The organism is Rhizobium sp. 268 (assembly GCF_036571585.1).
Taxonomy (GTDB): Bacteria; Pseudomonadota; Alphaproteobacteria; order Rhizobiales; family Rhizobiaceae; genus Rhizobium; species Rhizobium redzepovicii.
In genome coordinates this window covers 1-19,687 of sequence record NZ_JAPPSO010000003.1, presented here as the reverse complement: position 1 = coordinate 19,687, position 19,687 = coordinate 1, and the positions used below count along the sequence as shown (strand labels likewise).

At 61.5% G+C, this 19,687-nt stretch carries 20 protein-coding genes, 1 tRNA gene and 3 pseudogenes; 11 read left to right on the top strand and 13 right to left on the bottom strand.

Annotated elements, in window-relative coordinates; genetic code table 11:
* Positions 1-35: 35 nt before the first annotated feature.
* Positions 36-749: a pyrimidine 5'-nucleotidase gene (locus OS035_RS06595; RefSeq protein ID WP_097624683.1), complete on the bottom strand. Its 714-nt coding sequence runs from the start codon at positions 747-749 to the stop codon at positions 36-38.
* A gap of 103 nt (positions 750-852) precedes the next feature.
* On the opposite strand from OS035_RS06595, the gene OS035_RS06590 reads away from it, so the two are divergent.
* Together OS035_RS06590 and OS035_RS06585 are read left to right on the top strand one after the other, a co-directional pair.
* Entirely contained in the window at positions 853-1,926 is a 1,074-nt protein-coding gene (locus tag OS035_RS06590) for a bifunctional transcriptional activator/DNA repair enzyme AdaA (RefSeq protein WP_331813558.1), read from the top strand.
* A complete protein-coding gene (locus tag OS035_RS06585; protein ID WP_331813557.1) occupies positions 1,923-2,693 on the top strand; it encodes an isocitrate lyase/PEP mutase family protein in 771 nt (256 codons plus the stop codon). Before OS035_RS06590 ends, OS035_RS06585 begins: the two co-directional genes overlap by 4 nt.
* 69 nt (positions 2,694-2,762) lie before the next feature.
* Here the strand turns inward: OS035_RS06585 and OS035_RS06580 are convergent, their stop codons facing one another.
* A complete protein-coding gene (locus tag OS035_RS06580; RefSeq protein WP_097624686.1) occupies positions 2,763-3,911 on the bottom strand; it encodes an alpha-hydroxy acid oxidase in 1,149 nt (382 codons plus the stop codon).
* 106 nt (positions 3,912-4,017) lie between these two features.
* Positions 4,018-4,392: pseudogene (locus OS035_RS06575) on the bottom strand (acyl-CoA desaturase); the annotation flags it as partial.
* On the opposite strand from OS035_RS06575, the gene OS035_RS06570 reads away from it, so the two are divergent.
* Positions 4,388-4,660 (top strand): metalloregulator ArsR/SmtB family transcription factor, encoded by a 273-nt coding sequence (locus OS035_RS06570; protein ID WP_331813556.1) that lies wholly within the window; start codon positions 4,388-4,390, stop codon positions 4,658-4,660. The pseudogene OS035_RS06575 and the gene OS035_RS06570 overlap by 5 nt on opposite strands.
* Positions 4,661-4,836: 176 nt before the next feature.
* Here OS035_RS06570 and argB read toward each other — a convergent pair whose 3' ends face one another.
* Positions 4,837-5,724 (bottom strand): acetylglutamate kinase, encoded by an 888-nt coding sequence (gene argB, locus OS035_RS06565; RefSeq protein ID WP_003570750.1) that lies wholly within the window; start codon positions 5,722-5,724, stop codon positions 4,837-4,839.
* A gap of 143 nt (positions 5,725-5,867) precedes the next feature.
* Between argB and OS035_RS06560 the strand changes: the two are divergent.
* The 3 genes and pseudogenes from OS035_RS06560 to OS035_RS06550 all read left to right on the top strand — a co-directional run bounded on the left by OS035_RS06560 (position 5,868) and on the right by OS035_RS06550 (position 7,819).
* Positions 5,868-6,406, top strand: a pseudogene (locus OS035_RS06560) (sigma-70 family RNA polymerase sigma factor).
* Positions 6,403-7,122 (top strand): anti-sigma factor, encoded by a 720-nt coding sequence (locus OS035_RS06555; RefSeq protein ID WP_097624688.1) that lies wholly within the window; start codon positions 6,403-6,405, stop codon positions 7,120-7,122. Before OS035_RS06560 ends, OS035_RS06555 begins: the two are co-directional and overlap by 4 nt.
* Positions 7,123-7,264: 142 nt before the next feature.
* A complete protein-coding gene (locus tag OS035_RS06550; RefSeq protein WP_097624689.1) occupies positions 7,265-7,819 on the top strand; it encodes a fasciclin domain-containing protein in 555 nt (184 codons plus the stop codon).
* A gap of 102 nt (positions 7,820-7,921) precedes the next feature.
* Here OS035_RS06550 and OS035_RS06545 read toward each other — a convergent pair whose 3' ends face one another.
* The 6 genes from OS035_RS06545 to OS035_RS06520 form a co-directional block, all read right to left on the bottom strand.
* Entirely contained in the window at positions 7,922-8,998 is a 1,077-nt protein-coding gene (locus OS035_RS06545) for a sensor histidine kinase (protein WP_331813555.1), read from the bottom strand.
* Positions 8,999-9,158: 160 nt separating this feature from the next.
* The gene (locus tag OS035_RS06540) at positions 9,159-9,434 is read right to left on the bottom strand and encodes a hypothetical protein (protein WP_097624691.1); all 276 of its coding nucleotides are present in this window, start codon (positions 9,432-9,434) and stop codon (positions 9,159-9,161) included.
* 44 nt (positions 9,435-9,478) lie between these two features.
* Entirely contained in the window at positions 9,479-9,703 is a 225-nt protein-coding gene (locus OS035_RS06535; RefSeq protein ID WP_097624853.1) for a hypothetical protein, read from the bottom strand.
* Positions 9,704-9,834: 131 nt separating this feature from the next.
* Positions 9,835-10,044: a cold-shock protein gene (locus OS035_RS06530; protein ID WP_003588915.1), complete on the bottom strand. Its 210-nt coding sequence runs from the start codon at positions 10,042-10,044 to the stop codon at positions 9,835-9,837.
* A gap of 360 nt (positions 10,045-10,404) precedes the next feature.
* Positions 10,405-11,058 carry a ribosome biogenesis GTP-binding protein YihA/YsxC gene (gene yihA / locus OS035_RS06525; RefSeq protein WP_003588913.1) on the bottom strand — a complete coding sequence of 218 codons (654 nt, stop codon included), beginning with the start codon at positions 11,056-11,058 and terminating at the stop codon, positions 10,405-10,407.
* A gap of 123 nt (positions 11,059-11,181) precedes the next feature.
* Positions 11,182-11,814 carry a TetR family transcriptional regulator gene (locus OS035_RS06520; protein ID WP_183779214.1) on the bottom strand — a complete coding sequence of 211 codons (633 nt, stop codon included), beginning with the start codon at positions 11,812-11,814 and terminating at the stop codon, positions 11,182-11,184.
* A gap of 89 nt (positions 11,815-11,903) precedes the next feature.
* Here OS035_RS06520 and OS035_RS06515 point away from each other — a divergent pair, with 89 nt between their 5' ends.
* Positions 11,904-12,560, top strand: coding sequence for an O-methyltransferase (locus tag OS035_RS06515; protein ID WP_097624693.1), 657 nt, complete (start codon positions 11,904-11,906; stop codon positions 12,558-12,560).
* A gap of 103 nt (positions 12,561-12,663) precedes the next feature.
* Here OS035_RS06515 and yidC read toward each other — a convergent pair whose 3' ends face one another.
* Genes yidC through rpmH form a run of 3 tightly spaced genes read right to left on the bottom strand, consistent with a single transcriptional unit; the run spans position 12,664 to position 15,014 of the window.
* Positions 12,664-14,457, bottom strand: a complete 1,794-nt coding sequence (gene yidC / locus OS035_RS06510) for a membrane protein insertase YidC (protein ID WP_331813554.1) — start codon at positions 14,455-14,457, stop codon at positions 12,664-12,666.
* Positions 14,457-14,858: a ribonuclease P protein component gene (rnpA, locus tag OS035_RS06505; protein WP_183779216.1), complete on the bottom strand. Its 402-nt coding sequence runs from the start codon at positions 14,856-14,858 to the stop codon at positions 14,457-14,459. Before rnpA ends, yidC begins: the two co-directional genes overlap by 1 nt.
* Before the next feature lie 21 nt (positions 14,859-14,879).
* Positions 14,880-15,014, bottom strand: a complete 135-nt coding sequence (gene rpmH, locus OS035_RS06500) for a 50S ribosomal protein L34 (RefSeq protein ID WP_003570740.1) — start codon at positions 15,012-15,014, stop codon at positions 14,880-14,882.
* 414 nt (positions 15,015-15,428) lie between these two features.
* Between rpmH and OS035_RS06495 the strand changes: the two genes are divergently transcribed.
* The 4 genes and pseudogenes from OS035_RS06495 to OS035_RS06480 all read left to right on the top strand — a co-directional run.
* A complete protein-coding gene (locus OS035_RS06495) occupies positions 15,429-17,426 on the top strand; it encodes a methyl-accepting chemotaxis protein (RefSeq protein ID WP_331813553.1) in 1,998 nt (665 codons plus the stop codon).
* 159 nt (positions 17,427-17,585) lie between these two features.
* On the top strand, positions 17,586-19,106 hold the full coding sequence (locus OS035_RS06490) for an ATP-binding protein (protein WP_097624696.1): 1,521 nt from the start codon (positions 17,586-17,588) through the stop codon (positions 19,104-19,106).
* 122 nt (positions 19,107-19,228) lie between these two features.
* A tRNA-Arg gene (locus OS035_RS06485) sits at positions 19,229-19,305 on the top strand.
* 155 nt (positions 19,306-19,460) lie between these two features.
* Positions 19,461-19,687 (top strand): annotated as a pseudogene (locus tag OS035_RS06480) (hypothetical protein); the annotation flags it as partial.

Genomic DNA, 19,687 nt, shown 5'->3' with positions numbered 1-19,687 from the left:
GTAATCCGTCAGTCGCCGCCAACCCAGGGGCCAGATCAGCTCCGAGCGGTAATCTTGCCGAGAAAGGCGGCGAGGTCGTCGGTGACGAAATCGATGTGATCCTCTTCGCCGCTGGTCTTTTCCCACCATTCGACGAGCGTGTCTTCCAGATTGCGCGGCACCAACAGCACTGTCTGCATGCCGAGCGCCTTCGGCACCGTCAGATTGCGCGGCAGATCCTCGAACATCGCCGCCTTGCTCGTTTCGACGCATTTTAACGCCGTGAACTTGTCGTAGGTCGCCTGCGCCGGCTTCGGCACATAGTCGGCGGCGACGATATCGAAGATGTCGTCGAAATGCTCGAGAATGCCGAGCGCACCGGCCGTCATTTCCGCATGTTTGACGCTGCCATTGGTAAAGATGAACTTACGCCCGGGCAGCGCCTTGATCGCCGCGGCGAGTTCCGGCTGCGGCGTCAGCGCCGTGTAGTCGATCGCATGCGCCTTTTCGAGGAAGTCGTTCGGGTCGATGCCGTGATGAATCATCAGGCCCTGCAGCGTCGTGCCGTGCTCGAGGTAATATTGCTTCTGCAGCTTGCGCGCCTCTTCCCGCTCCATCTGCAACAAGGCCGCGACATAGGCGGTCATGTTCTTGTCGATCTGCGCGAAGAGATTGACATGATGCGGATAGAGCGTGTTGTCGAGGTCGAAGACCCAGTCTGTGACGTGCGCGAAATCGGCTTTATCAGGCGTGCGGTCGATCTTTGTCATGGCGGTCTTATGGCATGGGCGCGGCCGCAAGGAAATCGACAAGAATAAAATAGACGCCCGATTTTCGGCGGACGGCGCATGCGCGGGATGCTAGAAAGCGGATATGCTTTTCGAACGCCCCGACGACGATACGCTCTATGACGCCTTGATCGCGCGCAGCGCTGATTATGAGGGGCAGGCCTATGTCTGCGTCAAGACGACGGGCATCTTCTGCCGGCTGACCTGCCCGGCGCGCAAGCCGAAGCGGGAAAATACCCTGTTCTTCGAGACGATCGCCGCTTGCATGCATTCCGGCTTTCGTCCCTGCCGGCGCTGCAGGCCGCTGGAACAGCCGGGCAGGGAGCCGATCGTCGACGAACTGCTTGCGGCACTCGACGCTCAGCCGGAGGTTCGCTGGACCGAGGAGCAGATTGTCCGCCGTGGCCATGATCCCTCGACGGTGCGCCGCGCCTTCAAGCGGGCGCTCGGCATGACCTTCCATGACATCGTCCGCTATCGCCGGCTCGGCGAAGCGGCCCGGCAGCTGGCCGACGGCGCGCGCGTCATCGATGCGCAGATCGACGCCGGATACGAGTCTCCGAGCGGCTTTCGCACGGCATTCCAGCGGCTCGTCGGTAAAGCGCCGGCGCTCTCGCAAAACCGCGAATTGCTCGTTGCCGATTGGTTCGCCACCCCGCTCGGGCCGATGATCGCGGTTGCCGACAAGACGCATCTGCACCTTCTCGAATTTCATGATCGTAAGGCGCTGCCGACTGAGCTCGAAGCGCTGCAGAAGCGCGTCCGATCCTCGGTCGCAATCGGCCGCACCCCTGTCATCGACCAGATCGAGGCGGAGATCCGGGATTATTTCGAGGGCCGGCCCACCGTTTTCACGACGCCGCTGGCGCTTGGCGGTACGCCCTTCGAAAAACATGTCTGGGCAAAGCTGATGGAAATCCCTGTCGGTGAGACGCGCGCCTATGGCGATCTTGCCAGGGAGATGGAAAGGCCGGAGGTGGTGCGGGCCGTCGGCCGCGCCAATGGCGCCAACCAGCTTGCCATCATCGTGCCCTGCCATCGTATCCTCGGCGCGGATGGTTCGCTGACCGGCTACGGCGGCGGGCTCTGGCGCAAACAGTGGCTGCTGCGCCATGAAGAGAAAATCAGTACACAGGCGAAGATGGAGGAGACAGCATGAACCAGATTGAGAAGGCCAAGGCATTCGCCGCGCTGCATAAGAAGGGCGATCCGATCGTCCTCTACAATATCTGGGATGCCGGCACGGCGAAGGCGGTGACGGAAGCCGGCGCCAAGGCGCTCGCGACCGGAAGCTGGTCGGTCGCCGCAGCCCACGGGTTTGCCGATGGCGAGAAACTCCCGATGCAGGTACTTGTGGAGACGGCGAAATCCATCACCGCCGTCATCGACCTGCCGCTGTCGGTCGATTTCGAAGGCGCCTATTCGGCGGAGCCCGAGGGGGCGGCGGCCAATGCCGCCAGGCTGGTGGATGTCGGCGCCATCGGCATCAATTTCGAAGATCGGGTGGTTGCCGGCGAGGGGCTCTACCCCGCCGAGAGCCAGGCGGCCCGCATCCGCGCCCTTCGCGCCATGGCCGACGGCAGAGACATCCCCTTCTTCATCAACGCCCGCACCGATCTCTTCCTCGCCGAAGGCGATCTTGCCAAACATGCCGGTCTGGTGGACGAGGCGATCGAGCGCGGCAGGGCCTATGCGGCGGCCGGCGGCAACGGTTTCTTCGTTCCCGGCCTGATCGATCCCGCCTTGATCGAAAAGATCTGCGCTGCATCGTCGCTGCCGGTCAATATCATGATGCGGGCGGGGGCTCCCGATGTGAAAACCCTGGCAAAGCTCGGTGTCGGCCGCATCAGCTATGGACCGGGGCCTTACCGGTCGATGATGGAAAAGCTGAAACAGGAGGCGGCGGCGATTTACAGCACGCTCTGAGGCCGAGATGTGCGCGGGCCGCAGCTCTCAGATGAAAGACTGCGGCCCGAAAATGACATCCCACTCCGCTCAGGAACGGAAGCGCAGATTGCGCCGTGTCAGCTGGTCGACCGAGGTGCAACCCATCAGCTTCATGTCCCGTTCGATCTCGGTGCGCATCGTCTCCAGCGCCCGTTCGACGCCGGGCCGCCCGGCGGCGGCAAGCGGGAAGAGATAATAGCGGCCGAGCCCGACCGCCTTCGCCCCTAGCGACAGCGCTTTAAGAACATGCGTGCCCCGCTGCACGCCGCCATCCATCATCACGTCGATCCGGTCGCCCACCGCGTCGACGATTTCAGCCAGCTGGTCGAAGGCGCTGCGCGAACCGTCGAGCTGGCGGCCGCCATGGTTGGAAAGCACGATGCCGGTGCAGCCGATCTCGACCGCGCGCTTGGCGTCTTCGACCGACATGATGCCCTTCAGGCAGAATTGCCCGCCCCAGGCCTGCACCATGTCAGCCACGTCGTTCCACGACATGGAGGGGTCGAGCATTTCGGTGAAATATCGGCTGATCGACAGGGCGCCGCCGTCCATCTTCACGTGGTTTTCGAGCTGCGGCAGCCGGAACGCCTCATGCGTCATCCAGTCGATCGCCCAGGACGGCTTGATCGCAAACTGCATCATGCCGGCGAGATTGAGCTTGAAGGGAATGGCAAAGCCGGTGCGCTTGTCGCGCTCGCGGTTGCCGCCGGTAATGCTGTCGACCGTCAGCATCATCGCCTGCACGCCGGCATTCTTCGCCCGCGCCATCATCTCGTGGTTGAGGCCGCGGTCCTTGTGGAAATAGAACTGATAGACCTGCGGCCCGGCGCTGATCTGCCGCGCTTCCTCCAGGCTGATCGTGCCGAGCGAGGAGACGCCGAACATCGTGCCGTATTTTCCCGCCGCCGCCGCGACCGCCCGCTCGCCCTGGTGGTGGAAAAGCCGCTGTAGCGCCGTCGGCGAGCAATAGACCGGCATCGCCAGCTTCTGCCCCATGACGGTTACCGACATGTCGACCTCGGCCACCCCGCGCAAGACGTCGGGCACCAGATCGCAAGCTTCGAACGCCGCGCTATTGCGCCGATAGGTCACCTCGTCATCTGCAGCGCCGTCGATATAATCGAAGATCGGCCCGGGAAGCCGCCGTTTGGCCATGCGCCGGAAATCGTGAAAATTATAGCAGTCTGTAAGGCGCATCTGTTTGCTCGACCCGTTAAGTTTCGGGGCGCAACCTAAAGCACGATTCGAAATCTTGCCAAGGCTAGATCGGGCGATTTGCGGCTTCTTCGAGCGGATATCGCAGTCAGGGGCGCGATTCCGCCTGATGTTGCGGCTGATTGCCACCGGAAGCGGATGTGTCGACGCGCTTCAACCCTCGCCGTGGCACGATCATGTGCGGGAGCTTGATCGCCGAACCCAGGCCGATCCCCGCCAGCAGCCGGATGAAATACCAACCGAGGTCCAACTGCCCCGGCTCGATGCCGAGCCGCGCCGATTCCGGAAAGGCGTGATGGTTGCCGTGGAAGCTCTCGCCGAAGGTCACCAGCCCGAAATGCGGCAGGTTGTAACCCTGCACCGCGACGTCATCGACACGCCATCCCTGATGACCGGCCCGGTGGGCGAAATGACCGACCAGCCAGTGTCCGGTCAGCGACACCGATACCCGCACGGCAATGCCCCGTGCCTATCTCTCGGCATCCGGCTTGACCGCCGGCGAGATCGCTGAGCGCTTCAGCATGTCCAAGCCGGCCGTTTCGCAGCATCTTTCCATTCTTGAAACGGCGGGGCTGATCAGACGGGAGAAGCAGGGCCAGTTCATCCACTATTCCCTGATCGAGAATAATTTGGTCAGTACGCTCAATGGCTTCGTGCAGGAGGTCTGCCCGGTCAGCGGGCCGATCAAGAAGGAAAGCCAGGCGCGCGTCCGCGCCAAAGAATTGCCTTGAGCATCGGGGCCGATCCTGTGCCGGCGTGATCGCGAGAAAAGATGGAAGAGGTCGGGCAGGCGCCTCTCACGCATGGGCGCTACTGGCTGCTCTTCCCGATGGAAAAGCTGAAACAGGACTCAAGAGCAGGAGGAGGGGAGACGCGCCCTTCGTTCCGATGAAAGGCGCACCCTCGGTCAGGGAACGATCAGCGTCCCGATGCCGTGCTCGGTGAAGATTTCCAGCAGGACGGAATGGGCGGTCTTGCCGTTCAGGATGACGACGCCCTGGACGCCGGCCTTGATCGCATCGATGCAGGTCTCGACCTTCGGGATCATGCCGCCCGAGATCGTGCCGTCGGCGATCAGCGCATGCGCCTCGGCGACGGAAAGCTCCTTGATCAGTTGACCATTCTTGTCGAGCACGCCGGCCACATCGGTCAGGAACAGCAGCCGGGTGGCGTTGAGCGCGCCGGCAATGGCGCCGGCGAAGGTATCGGCGTTGATATTGTAGGTGGCGCCGTCGCGGCCGGGTGCGACGGGCGCGATCACCGGGATCATCTCCGAGCGGGCGAGCAGATCGAGCAGCGTGCGGTCGACCTCGACCACTTCGCCGACGAAGCCGAGATCGAGCACGCGCTCGATGTTCGAATCCGGATCCTTGACGGTCTTGCGCGCCTTTTCGGCGAAGACCATGTTGCCGTCCTTGCCGCAGAGGCCGATCGCCCATTCGCCGGTCTGGTTGATCAGCGCGACGATTTCTTTGTTGATCGAGCCGGCGAGCACCATCTCGACGATCTCGACCGTCTTCTGGTCGGTGACGCGCAGCCCGCCCTCGAATTTCGATTCGATGCCCATCTTGTTCAGCATGGCGCCGATCTGCGGGCCGCCGCCGTGAACGACGATCGGGTTGACGCCGGATTGCTTCAATAGTGCGATGTCGCTGGCAAAGGCCTTGCCGAGTTCGGGATTGCCCATGGCGTGGCCGCCATATTTCACGACGATCGTCTTGTTTTCATAACGCTGCATGAAGGGCAGCGCCTTGGCCAGAAGCCGTGCCTGCAGTTCGCTTTCGGACTCGTTCATGGGGACCCCGCGGAATTGTTCGCGGCCTTTTATCGCAAGTTTCCGACAGAGGGAATAATCCAGAGGGCAATAGTTTTTCGTATCTGGCGCGGAGCCGGTGGCCTTTAGCGTCCGGCGCACCCAAGCATGAGATGAGGAACGGCATGCAAGGCGATGAGATTGCAGACCTGATCGGCCGCGTCGCGCTCGGCGACCGCCGGGCCTTTGTTGCCCTTTACAATCAGACCGGGCCGAAACTTTTTGCCATCTGCCTGCGTATCTTGAAGGATCGCACGGAAGCCGAAGAAGCCCTGCAGGAAGTTTATATCAGCATCTGGCAAAGGGCCGGAAGCTACCAGGCAGCGACAGGATCGTCGGCAGCGTGGCTTTCGGCGATTGCCCGCAACCGGTCGATCGACGCGTTGCGGTCGCGCAAGCCCGTCGCCGACGAAATCGACAGTGCCTATGATCTTGCCGACGCCGCACCCGACCCGGAAATGCAGACGGTGACGAAGGATGAAGGAAGGCGGATTGACACCTGCATGGAAGAGTTGGAAGCTGATCGTGCGGTCGCGGTGAAACGGGCTTATGTCGAAGGGCTGAGCTATCAGGAACTGGCCGATCAGTTTGGTTCCCGCTGAACACGATGCGGACCTGGCTCAGGCGCAGCCTGTTGAAACTGAGAGAGTGCATGGAACGATGACATCGCCCGACAAAAGCAAGGGAGACCGCTCCCGCGACGAGGTTCTCGCCGGCGAATATGTGCTTGGCGTCCTGTCGCTGCAGGATCGGCGGGTGGTGGAAGAGCGCATGCGCCACGATCGGCCCTTTGCCGCGATCGTCAGCCGCTGGGAAACCAACCTTTCTGCCTTCAATGACGAATATGAAACCGCCTCGCCGAACCGGGAAACCTTCAAGCAGATCGAGGCGCGGCTATTCGGCGATGCTCAAAAACCCGCATCCTTTTCGCAAGGCCTCTGGAATTCGGCAGTCTTCTGGCGCTCGCTGAGCTTTGCCTGCGTCGTCGTCGCCGTCAGCGCCGTCATCTTCGCCTCGGGCGTCGTGCCTGAGCCGCAGGGACCGACACCGCTGGTCGCCTCGCTTTCCGGCCAGAACAGCGCCATCAATCTTCTTGCCTCCTACGAGCTGCAGAGTGGACGGCTGAAGATCGTGCCGGTCGCCGCCGGCAAGCCGGAGGAGAAGTCGCTGGAACTCTGGCTGGTGCCGGGCAGCGGCCTGCCGAAATCGCTCGGCGTCTTCCAGCCGGGCGAGAGCGGCGAACTCGTCATTCCCGCCGATCTGCGCAGCAATCTCGCCGATGGCGCGACGCTTGCCGTCAGCCTCGAACCCTTCGGCGGCTCGCCGACCGGCCAGGCGACCGGTCCGGTGATCGCAAGCGGCGCATTGCGCCGGCCATGATCGGGCGCCGGCCGTAAATCGCGTCGGCCATGAAATCATTTTCTCCTGTCTGAAACTCTTTGGCGCAAGCCGCCGTAGTTCGAAATGTCCGGACGACGCTCAGGCATAAAGCCCGCGGATCGTGTCCGGTGAGGAGAAAATCATGATCAAGTCCGTATTGCGCGGTTTTGCGCTCGCCACCGCCCTGTCCGCCGTCGCCTTTGCCGCCGCCAAGAACCCTGAAGTCGGCGGTGCGCCGATGTTCGCCACCAAGAACATCATCGAAAACGCCGTGAATTCCAAGGATCACACGACGCTGGTCGCCGCCGTCAAGGCAGCCGGCCTGGTCGGCACGCTGGAGGGCAAGGGTCCCTTCACCGTCTTTGCGCCGACCAACGAAGCCTTCGCCGCCCTGCCGAAGGGCACCGTCGACACGCTGCTGAAGCCGGAAAACAAGGCGACGCTCACCAAGGTTCTGACCTGCCATGTCGTTGCTGCCGACGCGATGGCCAAGACGGTTGCCAAGATGATCAAGGATGACGGCGGTGAGCACGACATCAAGACCGTCGGCGGCTGCGTGCTGAAAGCCAAGGAAAGCATGGGCAAGATCACCCTGACCGACGAAAACGGCGGCGTCTCGCACGTGACGATCGCCGACGTCAAACAGTCGAACGGCGTCATTCACGTCGTCGACAAGGTGCTGCTGCCGAAGATGTAAGCCCGCCCATCTTGGCAGGGCCCGGGGCGCTCTTCGGGGCGCCCCGAAAGTAGGCGAGAATGACTTGCCTTGTGATTTCCGACCAGTTTTTTAGCGATGAGGCTATTGGGTCGCTTCGGCTATTGGGAAAACGAGCGAGACACTCACGCCGGCGTCGGGGGACGAGGTGACTTCGACCTTGGCGCGGGCGTTCTGTTTCAGCGACTGTACGATCATTGCGCTTAGTTTACCCGGGTGCGGCCAAGTCACATCTTGAGGAAGCCCGACCCCGTTATCGGCGACGGTGATCCTGCACCCTGTATCGCTGACGACACAACGGAGCGTGATTTCTCCGCCATCACGCCCCACGAAGGCATGTTTGAGCGTATTGGTGAGCAGTTCGTTGATGACCAAGCCGGCGGGCATGGCCACATCGACCGAAACCGGCCAGGTGTCGACCTTCATGTCCAGCCGGATCCCTTCCACGGCGTGAGCCGCCATCACCGAGGCGGCAATCTGGCTCACATAGGTTCCAAGATCGACTGTGGCACCTTTCTCTTCGTCCGACAGCGAGCGATACAGCAGCGCCAGGGCCTCAATTCGCCCGGCAAGCCGTGCAAACCTTTCGCTTTCCTCGCTCTGTTGCGCATTGCGTGCCTCCATCCGGATCAGCGCTGTGATCATCTGAAGGTTGTTCTTCACGCGATGCTGAAGTTCGCGCAGAAGGACATCCTTCTCCGTCAGCAGTTCACCGAAGCTTTGATCGGCCGCCGCCTCATTGCGCGCCGCAAAGGCCACCAATCGGAACAGCGGGGTATCATCATCGTTGACGATGGTATTCGACCAGACATCGATAATGGCAGTGCTCTCGGGTTCGGCCACCAGCGAGAACGCGCCAATATACTCCTCGGCAGAGGTCACGGCGGCCGTGAGCGTCGCTCCTCCCGAAATGGCGGTGGAATTCAATTCGATCTCGGACCAGGTCTTTCCCTCGACCTGCTTTGCGCTCAGCGCCGTCAGCCGTTCGAATTCGAGATTGACATAGATCAGCGCCTCGCGGTCGCCGAGTTCGGAGACGGCCACGGCAAAAGGGACGTGATCGAGAAAGTGTCGAAACCGATCGTCATCAAGGGCTTCGGCCAGATGGGGCAGGTTGCCGACGCCTTCCGGCGACAGCGGCTGGTCTTTGCTATCGGTCATCTCATTACTCGCGCACGCGGACTGCTCTTGCACCGCCTGGGATGGAGGGTTGCTTCAAATACTGCGGGGACGCAAGTGCAATCGCCGCTGATCCGCTTACGCAAGCAGTTTCATGATGCGATGATAACGATCCGAACCCGTGGGGCCAAACCCGGCAAGGCTATGCCCGGTCATAGGTAAACGAGGTCAGCAGCGTCGTCACGAAATTGCTCGCCCGTTCCTTGACCAGGACCTCCGTCCATTCATCCGTGCCGCGCAGCCGCAAGTCCGTGTAGATGCTGTCCACCGCTGCCTCTTCGATACGCTTGATGTGCGTCCTGAACGAAGCCTCGCCGCCACCATGATACATGTCCCTGATAACCATTCGGAGAATCTCCTGAATGGCGATCTGCCAAGCCGTATTGATCGACTGGAGTTCCTTGATATCGTCCGCCATTCAAGCTTCCTTCAGGATGAGTTCACGGTGAGCGCAGTGTGAGGTCAGCCGGCCCGGGTGCGTTTTGCAACGAGCGCGGCCGTTGTTGTTGCCCGGTCGTTGCGTTCCCTGGAAAGCCGCGCCTCGCGAAGCCGCAAGGTCTTTGCCTGTTGCGATTGGACGTCGGATTCGAGTTCCTCGGCCGCCTTGTTCTTTGCAAAGAACTGGCTCTGGACGTTGCCGAAGGCAATCTCCGCCCGCTGGCGGGATTTGCTGTATGTCTCTGTCATGTCGGGTCCGATACTGAGAGTTCGATGGGCGAGCGAAAACAAAAAGGCCAGGCAGTTCGCCTGGCCTTGCATGGATAACGTGCTTCCGGCAGTGCCAGTACATCCGTGGTCAAAGGAAAGCAGATATCGAGTTAAGCGTTCTGGAGATTGCAAGCGGACATCTTGCCCGACTTGTTGTCACGCTCGAGATCGAAGCCGATCTTCTGGCCTTCGACGAGTTCGCGCATTCCGGCGCGCTCGACGGCGGAGATGTGAACGAAGGCGTCAGCGCCGCCATTGTCAGGCTGAATGAAGCCGAAGCCCTTGGTGGAATTGAACCATTTAACGGTGCCAGTGGTCATGATGAACCCTTTCATAGCAATATTGAAGAACCGCAGCGCCAGGGCGATACGGATGGTGATAGCGATTTTTGAAAGGAAGTTCGTTCAGGCCGCGGTGCTAATCGCGCGATAACCAAGCCAGCAAGCAAAATTCGATAGTTGTCATGTAGCGCAACGGACCCGCGTCGTCAACCGTTAGTTTTTCATCGATGGTCGATTCAACTTTCGGATGCGTCGGTAGCCTTTGCACCAAATGGGGACTCGGCCGACTGAAAAGCCGCGGATCCGAAAATGTGGGAAGGAGCTTCGGAACTGGCCGGATTCGCGCGTCGCCGAACATTGCCGCAGCTATCGGCGAGCGCTGAACCATCTAGCGCCGCTCTATTTCCAGCGGGCGACGCCGACGGTTTCGCCGATCGCCTGGCGCAGATCGTCCAGCCCGTCGCCCTTTTCCGACGAGGTGGACAGCACGCCGGGATAAGCGGCCGGGCGCTTGCGGATCTTTTCCGCGGTCTCGGCAAGCAGCTTCGGCACGGCCGGCGCCTTGATCTTGTCGGTCTTGGTCAGCACGATCTGATAGGAGACGGCCGCCTTGTCGAGCAGATCGAGCACGTCGTCGTCGTTCTTCTTGATGCCGTGTCGGCTGTCGATCAGCACATAGACGCGCTTCAGCGTCGCGCGGCCCCGCAGATAGTCGAAAACCAGCTTGGTCCACTTGTCGACCTGCTCCTTCGGCGCCTGCGCATAACCGTAGCCGGGCATGTCGACGATCGCCATCGGCGGCATGTCGCCGCTTTCGCCGGAATAGCCATCCGGAACGAAATAATTGAGCTCCTGGGTTCGCCCCGGCGTGTTCGACGTGCGCGCCAGCCCCTTCTGGCCGACCAGCGCATTGATAAGCGACGACTTGCCGACATTGGAACGGCCGGCAAAGGCCACTTCCAGGGGCCCTTCCGGCGGCAGGAAATTGAGCGAGGGTACGCCGCGGATGAAGATCCATGGGTGGCCGAAGAGCGGCTTTTCGGTTTCGGGCATGCGGGCTCTGCAATCTCCGGGTTCTGTCTCTTCACCGGGCTTCGTGGTTTTGAGGGGAGATGTCAAGCTTTGAGGCGGTTAACAGAGCCCATTGCGGTTCCCTGCGGCCGACGGCTCTGCGTCTCATCGCGCGCCTAGGCTGACAAGGTAGGCGCACAGCATATCGGCCATCGCCTCCGAATAGGCTTCCATGTCTTCGCTTTTCCGCGGTCTTTCGGAGAAATCCTTTCCGACGGTCGTCAGGGTTGTCATCATAACGTCGCCGGCGAGCACGCGGGCTGCCTCAGGGAGGGCGGGAAGCACCTCCCTCAGGAACGCCTCGATCACCGGATCGCCAGCCTGTCGCGCCTCCCGGGCCTCCGGCGCATCCCTGTAGAGCGGAGCGGCGTCGCCGAGCGCCACACGGACGGCGGCCTCTTCGCACTCCGAGCGAATAAAAGCCTGAACCAATCTGCGCACCCGGCGAAGCGGCGGCTCCGATCGGTCGTTGAGGATCTCACTCAGAAGACCGGTGGTATCGCGCCACTCGTCGCTCTGCAGCCGAAACAGGATCGCCGCCTTGTTCGGAAAATATTGGTAGAGCGACCCAATGCTGACGCCTGCTTTCTCAGCCACGCGCGCGGTGGTGAAGCGGTGCGCGCCTTGCTGCGCCAAAACCTGAACAGCAGCCTGCAGAATGGCCGAAACGAGCTCGTTCGACCGCGCCTGTTTGGGCTGTTTTCGTGAGGAAATTTCAGGGCTTGGGCGATCGGCCATTTCCAGGCTCCCGGATGCGATTAGCGAATGCGACGAATTAATCGTATTTTTTCGATCGGCACAACAACGCTCTCGACAAAGGATTTGCCATGACCACGTTAACGACCTCACCGCTCGCGCCGCTGCTCGAGCATTTGTTCGAACAGGCCGACAAGGCGACGAGCCCCGGCCTGGCGGCACTGTCGCGGGAGGAGCGGGATCGCCTCTTCCACAGCAAGACGGAATACCGCAATTTCTACGGCCTGATAAAGGACCTGTGGCTGCCCGTGTCGCGCCGGACCGGCGAGTTGCTCTATATGCTGGCACGCGCCAGTGGAGCACGTGAGATCGTCGAGTTCGGCACGTCGTTCGGTATTTCCACGCTCTATCTCGCCGCCGCATTGCGCGATAACGGCGGCGGCCGGCTGATCACCACCGAGTTCGAGCCCGACAAGATCTCCAGAGCACGGCAGAACCTTGCGGCGGCCGGGCTTGCCGATCTCGTCGAGTTTCGGCAGGGCGATGCGCTTGAAACCCTCGTCGCCGATCTTCCCGGCAGCATAGATCTGGTCCTGATGGACGGTGCAAAGTCGCTCTATCTGGAGATTTTGTACATCTTGGAAGGCCGCCTCCGGCAGGGAGCGATTGTCATCGCCGACGATGCCGACGCCTGCCCGGAATACCTCGGCCACGTGCGCGCGCCTGGCCGCGGTTACATGTCGACGCCGTTTTCCGAAGATATCGAGCTTTCCATGCGCGCTTGTTGAAGCCGCGTCGGCGCAGGGTGATTGCTCATCGATACGAACAGAAAAGCCCCGTCGGAGCGGGGCTTTGCTGTAGCACATTAACCTGCGGCAATAGGCAGCTGCGTCATTTCGACGGCGCCGTTTTTCGTCGGAACAGGCCCTTCAGATTGTCGAACAGCTCGACCTTGACGCCCTGGCGCTTCATGATCACCGACTGCTGGATCACCGAGAGCGTGTTGTTCCAGGCCCAGTAGATGACCAGGCCGGCCGGGAAACTTGCCAGCATGAACATGAACACCAGCGGCATCCAGTTGAAGATCATCGCCTGCGTCGGATCGGGCGGGGTCGGGTTCATGCGCATCTGCAGGAACATGGTGACACCCATGATCAGCGGCCAGACGCCGAGATGCAGAATGGTCGGCGCTTCGAAGGGCAGCAGGCCGAACAGATTGACGATCGTCGTCGGATCGGGGGCCGAAAGGTCCTTGATCCAGCCGAAGAACGGCGCGTGCCGCATCTCGATGGTGATGTAGATCACCTTGTAGAGCGAGAAGAAGATCGGGATCTGCAGCGCCACTGGCCAGCAGCCGGCGATCGGGTTGATCTTCTCTTCCTTGTAGAGCTGCATGGTCGCCTGCTGCAGCCCCATGCGGTCATCGGCGAATTTCGCCTTCAGCTCCTCCATCTTCGGCTGCATGCGCTTCATGTTCGCCATCGAAGCATATTGCTTGCTGGCGAGCGGGAAAAACAGCGCCTTGACGACGATGGTGGTGCACAGGATCGCCACGCCGAAATTGCCGAAGAAGCGATAGAAAAAGTCCATCAGCTTGAACATCGGCTTGGTGATGAAATAGAACCAGCCCCAGTCGATCAGCCGGTCGAACTTCGGGATCGAATAGCTGGTCTCGTAGCCGTCGATGACGGGCACTTCCTTGGCGCCGGCGAAGACGAGGTTCTTGAGCTCGATCGACTGGCCGGGCGCAACGGTGAAGGCATCGTCCTTGTAGTCGGCCTGATAGCGCGGCTGGCCATCGGCAAAATGCGAGAAGCGTGCTTCATAGGCCGAGGTCTGCGGCGGAATGATCGTCGCGGCCCAGTATTTGTCGGTAATGCCGAGCCATCCGCCGGTGGATTTCGGCGGCATGACGGCTTCCTTCTCGGCGGCGGTATATTTGGTTTCGACGAGCCCGTCATCGCCGATGACGCCGATGAATCCTTCATGCAGCACGTAGACGGAGGGCGTCGTCGGCTTGTTGTAACGCGTCACACGGCCGTAGGAAGACAGTGATACGGGAGCCTGGCCGGTATTTTCGACCTTGTCGGCGACGGTGAACATGTAGCGTTCGTCGACGGAAATCGTCCGGGTAAAAGTCAGGCCCTTGTCGTTGGTGTAGGAAAGCGTCACCGGCGTCTTGTCGGTGAGCTTGGCGCCCTCGGGCGCCGTCCAGAGCGTCGAGGCGCCGGGAACGTTGCCCGTGGCGTCGCTGCCGATATAGCCGAGCTCGGTGAAGTAACCACCCTTGGTTTCCGCCGGGCTGAACAGGGTGATGGTCGGGCTCGAGTCGTCGACGGTCTCGTGATAGCCCTTGAGCTTCAGGTCGTCGAGCCGGGCGCCGGCGAGGTTGATCGAGCCGGAAAGCGCAGGCGTATCGATGACGACGCGCGGGTTCTTTGCCAGCGCCTGTTCCAGCGTTGCCGTGGCGACGGCCTGACCGGAAGGGGCGGTCCCACTCGTCGGGGCCGGCGCCGCGCCGTTGGCTGCGGGCTGCTGCACCTGTTCGGTCTTCTGCTGCGCCTTCTGGGCTTCCTGCGCCTTGCGCTGGGCCTCGATGCGCGGATTCATATAGAGAAACTGCCAGCCGAGGACGATCAGCACCGAGAGAGCGATCGCAATGAAGTAATTGCGGTTTTTTTCCATCATACGTTCCTGGGGCGTCCGTCTCCGGAGCGCCGGGGTTTCGGCCTGGTTTCCACGCGAAATTTCAGTTCCGCGGCCAATTCTTTGAAGGACGCCTCAAGCACGTCCCTGCGCGCGACAACCACATAGTCGTGTCCGGGCTGCATTGCAAACCCCGCATGAAGCCGCACCGCCTCTTTCAGGCGGCGGCGCATGCGGTTGCGTTCAACCGCGTTGCCATGTTTTTTGGTGACTGTAAATCCGACGCGGGCTTGGCTGTCGGGTTCCTTCCGGTCGAGGACTTCGAGAAGAAAGAGGCCGCCGCGGCGTTTTTCGCCCTCGCGCACGGCAAGAAACTGCGGGCGGCTTTTCAGCCGCCCGACAGCGTGTTTTTCTTTATTGGTCGTCAATTCGCCCGCCATCTCTTTTCGGGCAACCCGGCCTTAAGCCGAAAGACGCTTGCGGCCCTGCGCGCGGCGGCCGGCGATGACCTTGCGGCCACCCTTGGTAGACATGCGCGCACGGAAGCCGTGGCGACGCTTGCGAACAAGCTTGGATGGTTGGTAGGTACGCTTCATTTATTTAAACACCGCGGAGTGCGGCCCTTCTTGAATTTGCATAATGCAAGGAGCGTTATTTTTCGAACGGGCGGGCCATAAAAGGCTGAGTGACCGGACGTGCGGCGGCTTATAGGGATGAAGCCGGTGAAAGTCAATTATACCGGATAATTTCGCTGCAAGCACCAGCTCGGCAAGTATTTTCGCACTCCGGTATTAATAAATTCGATCTGCGCCGACTGGTTGTGATTTGTCGGCGCGGCAGACCGATCGCCCGGTTTTCAGGGCTTTGTGCGTCCCGGCCAGGGTCCACATGGATAATTTCCCCAGCCATAATCGTAAATAATGGAAATCTAACTTTAATAAATTTCGCCGATATTCAGGTCATCGGCTGGAATTTGCTTTCCAGGCAGTGGCGTACCTCAGGAGACAGCATTGAAGATCCGCGGCAAAATTAATCTGTTGGTATGCGTGATGGGCGCGGTGGCGCTTCTGATCGGCGCAACTGCGCTTTCGGCCATGCACGAATATAATCGCAACCTGACGGCTTACGAGCAGGCTGCCGCCCGCGCCTATGCCGGCGAACGCCTCAACCGCTTCGTCACGGCCGTGGTCATGGAAGCGCGCGGCATCTATGCGGCCAAGTCGATCAAGGACACGCCGAACTTCGCCAAGGGCCTGCTGGCCGGCCTCGACGAGATCGACAAGGTTATCGCGGGCTGGGCGCCGCTGGTTCCGGACGACGAGAAGGGCGATTTCGCCAAGCTCGTCGCCCGCGCTGCGGAATTCCGCACCTTCCGTATGGAGACTGCCCGTCTCGGCACCGAAGTCGGCCCCGAGGCCGCCAGCGCCCAGGGCAACAATGACGCCAACCGCGCCAACCGCAAGGCGTTCCAAGCCGAAATCGACGCGGTCGTCGCCACCGACAAGGCAGCGCTCGAAACCGTCAATACCGAGATCGAAAGCTTCCGCACCTGGGTACTGATGCTCGTCCTCAGCATCACCGGCATCGGCATCGCGGTCGGCATCGGCATGGGCTTCTATATCGGCACCAGCCATCTGAGCCGCCCGATCAAGCGCGTCACCCGGGCGATCAATGAGGTCGCCAGCGGCAATTTCGAAGCCGAGGTTCCCTTTGCCGGACGCCAGGACGAAATCGGCGAGATGGCCGCCGCCGTTGCGGTCTTCAAGGCGAATGGCCTAGCCGTCAAGCGCCTGAACGCCCAGGAGGCGGCGATGCGCGCCAAGAGCGACGACCTGCAGTCGAGCATGTCCGTCGTCGTCGCCGCGGCTGCGGCCGGCGACTTCGGCCACCGCATCGACAAGGACTATGAGGACGAGAACCTCAACCAGTTCGCTGGCAACATCAACACGCTGCTGTCGAGCGTCGATGCCGGCATCGGCGAAACCCGCCGCGTCATCGCAAGCCTTGCCGAAGGCGATCTGACCCAGACGATGCGCGGCAGCTTCCAGGGCGCCTTCGCCGAGTTGCAGCAGAACGTCAACAATACCTTCGTCACCCTGCAGGCGACCATGCGCGAAGTGCGCGAGACGACGGAGGCGATGAACGGCAACACCGCCGAGCTGCGCAATGCCAGCGACGACCTGTCGAAACGCACCGAGCAGCAGGCGGCCGCCCTCGAACAGACATCGGCAGCGCTCGACCAGATTACTGCCGTCGTCCAGAACTCCACCGAGCGGGCGCATGAAGCAACCGTCATGGTCTCCGAAGCCAAGGACAAGTCTGGCGCTTCCGGGGTCGTCGTGCGCAACGCCGTCGAAGCCATGGGCCGCATCGAGCAGGCCTCGCGCGAAATCAGCCAAATCATCAATGTCATTGACGAGATCGCCTTCCAGACCAACCTGCTGGCGCTGAACGCCGGCGTCGAGGCGGCACGCGCCGGCGAGGCCGGAAAGGGCTTCGCAGTCGTCGCCCAGGAAGTGCGCGAACTCGCCCAGCGTTCGGCAACGGCCGCCAAGGACATCAAGGCGCTGATCACCAAGTCGGGCGACGAGGTCCAGGTCGGCGTCAAACTCGTCCAGGCGACCGGCGAGGCGCTGGCGGAAATCGGCACCCGCGTCATCGCCATCAACGATCATATCCATTCGATCGCCACGGCTGCCACCGAACAGTCGACCGGCCTGAAGGAAGTCAATACCGCCGTCAACCAGATGGACCAGGTGACCCAGCAGAATGCCGCGATGGTCGAAGAGACCTCCGCCGCCACGCACAGGCTTTCGGCCGAGGCCGGCGGGCTGGTCCGCCTCATATCCCGCTTCAGGCTGTCGGATGACGCGCCGGCACCGGTGGCGCTTGTCCGCAACGAGCCGCAAAGGCCGGTCGCCTCGCCCGCCCGCCGGGCGATCGCCAAGGTCGCCCGCGCCTTCGGCGGCAATACGGCCGCCGCCGATCAGAGCTGGGAAGAGTTCTGATCTGTTATCGATCATGCGCTTTGAAACGCCGCCTCCGGGCGGCGTTTCTTTGTGACGACATGACGCTGCTCGCAAAGATTTGAAAGCGGAGCCTTTTGGTCTAATATAAAGCTCCAACGGTGAAGGCGGCTGGAAGGCTGCCGATCGGGCGAGACAAAAATGCCGGTACAAGATCAGGGCGACAATCCTTCGGCCGAAACCCCCGCGACCGGCGAGACCGCAAGGGCGCCGTGCCCGTCTGCCGGTATGTTCGGCGGACTGTCGGGCAAGCTGCTCTGGCTGACTGTCTTCTTTATCATGCTCGCTGAAATCCTGATCTTCTTCCCCTCGGTCGCCAGCATGCGCATACGCTGGCTGGAGGACAGGCTGAACACGGCCGCTGCCGCCGCCATCGTCATCGATGGGCTGCAGCCGGTCGAGCTGCCGCGCGCGCTGCAGAAGGAGACGCTCGAGGCCACCGGCACCAAGGCGATCGTGCTGCGCAAGGATGGCACCTCGCGGCTCCTGGCGACGACCGATATGCCGACCTCCGTCGATGAAGCCTATGATCTCACCGACGTGCCGCCGGCAACGGCGATGCGCGATGCGCTCGACACCTTGATCTTCGGCGGCAGCCGGATGATCCGCGTCTACGGCCCGGTCGGCGACACCAATACCGGCGTCGAGGTGGTGATGAAGGACAGGCAGCTGCGCACCGCGATGTTTGCCTATTCCCGCAACGTTCTCCTGCTATCGGTGCTGATTTCGCTCTTCACCGCGACGCTGATCTTCTTTGCGATCAACCGCATCCTGATCGGCCCGATCCGCCGGCTGACCGGCAGCATGCAGCAATTCTCCTCCGATCCGGAAAACCCCGCGCATATTTATATCGGCGAGGGCGGCCGCGACGAACTGGCGGTTGCCGGCCGCAACCTCACCTCGATGCAGATGGAGCTGCAGAAGACGCTGAAGCAGCAGAAGAACCTCGCCGCTCTCGGCCTCGCCGTTTCCAAGATCAATCACGACATGCGCAATATCCTGGCCTCGGCGCAGCTGATGTCGGACCGGCTGGTCGATGTCGACGATCCGATGGTCAAGAGCTTCGCCCCGAAGCTCCTGCGCACCATCGACCGCGCCGTCGGCTATACCACCGAGGTGCTGTCCTACGGCAAGGCGAGCGAATCCGCCCCGCGCCGCCGCCATATCCCGCTTTTGGAACTCACCCAGGACGTCAAGGACATGCTGGCGATCGATCCGCAAAGCGGCATCGAATTCACCGAGCAGATCGGCGCCGATCTCAAGGTCGATGCCGATGGCGAGCAGCTGTTCCGGGTCATCCACAATCTCTGCCGCAACGCGCTGCAGGCGCTGACGGCGCCGGGCGAGGCTGCCCCGGGCGCCGTCAGGCGCATCACCGTCGCCGCCCAGCGCGTCGGCAGCGTCGTCAGCATCACTGTGGATGATACCGGCCCCGGCATGCCGCTGAAGGCGCGCCAGAACCTGTTTGCCGCCTTCCGCGGCTCCGCCCGCTCCGGCGGCACCGGCCTCGGCCTGACGATCGCCCGCGAGCTGGTGCTCGCCCATGGCGGCACGATCGCGCTGGTGGAAAAACCGACGGTGGGAACCCAGTTCCGCATCGAGATTCCCGATCGCCCGGTTTCGCTGGAGGATTACCGCAGCCGGACGCACCTTGAGAAGTGACCGGATTTCGAAAGCCGCGGCCGCAAATTATGAAACGCGTGATTTTTTCCGAAATGCTCTTGCATTGTCCCGAAGGACGCTTTAGAGGATCGCCCACGCAAGCGGCACCGCCGCAATTGCACGCACCCGTAGCTCAGCTGGATAGAGCACCAGACTACGAATCTGGGGGTCAGGAGTTCGAATCTCTTCGGGTGCGCCACTTCCTTTTTAGCAGCTTTAATTGCACTCAGTGCCGGATGGGCAACGTCATCTGACGTGGCTCTCTGATATTGTGCGTAACTGACCAGCATTTTTTCCTATGGTCCCATCGGAGGAACTGTGTCCGGTGGCAGTTGCCTGCGGAGGAAATTTGCCGTGACAATTTCAGAATTATTGACGGTCTCCAACCGACATCAGTTTCCCTTGCCGGATTTTCAGAACGGCGATGAAATAAGGTTTCCCGGCGCTTTGGTGTCGGCATTGCTTGATCGGTTCACAAAATCAGGAGACGCCGTCTTCGATCCCTTTGTCGGCTTAGCCCGAATCTCTCAAAGTAAGGGGTGCATCGGGGCTGCGAATCTGAGAAACTGCTTTTGCTACAA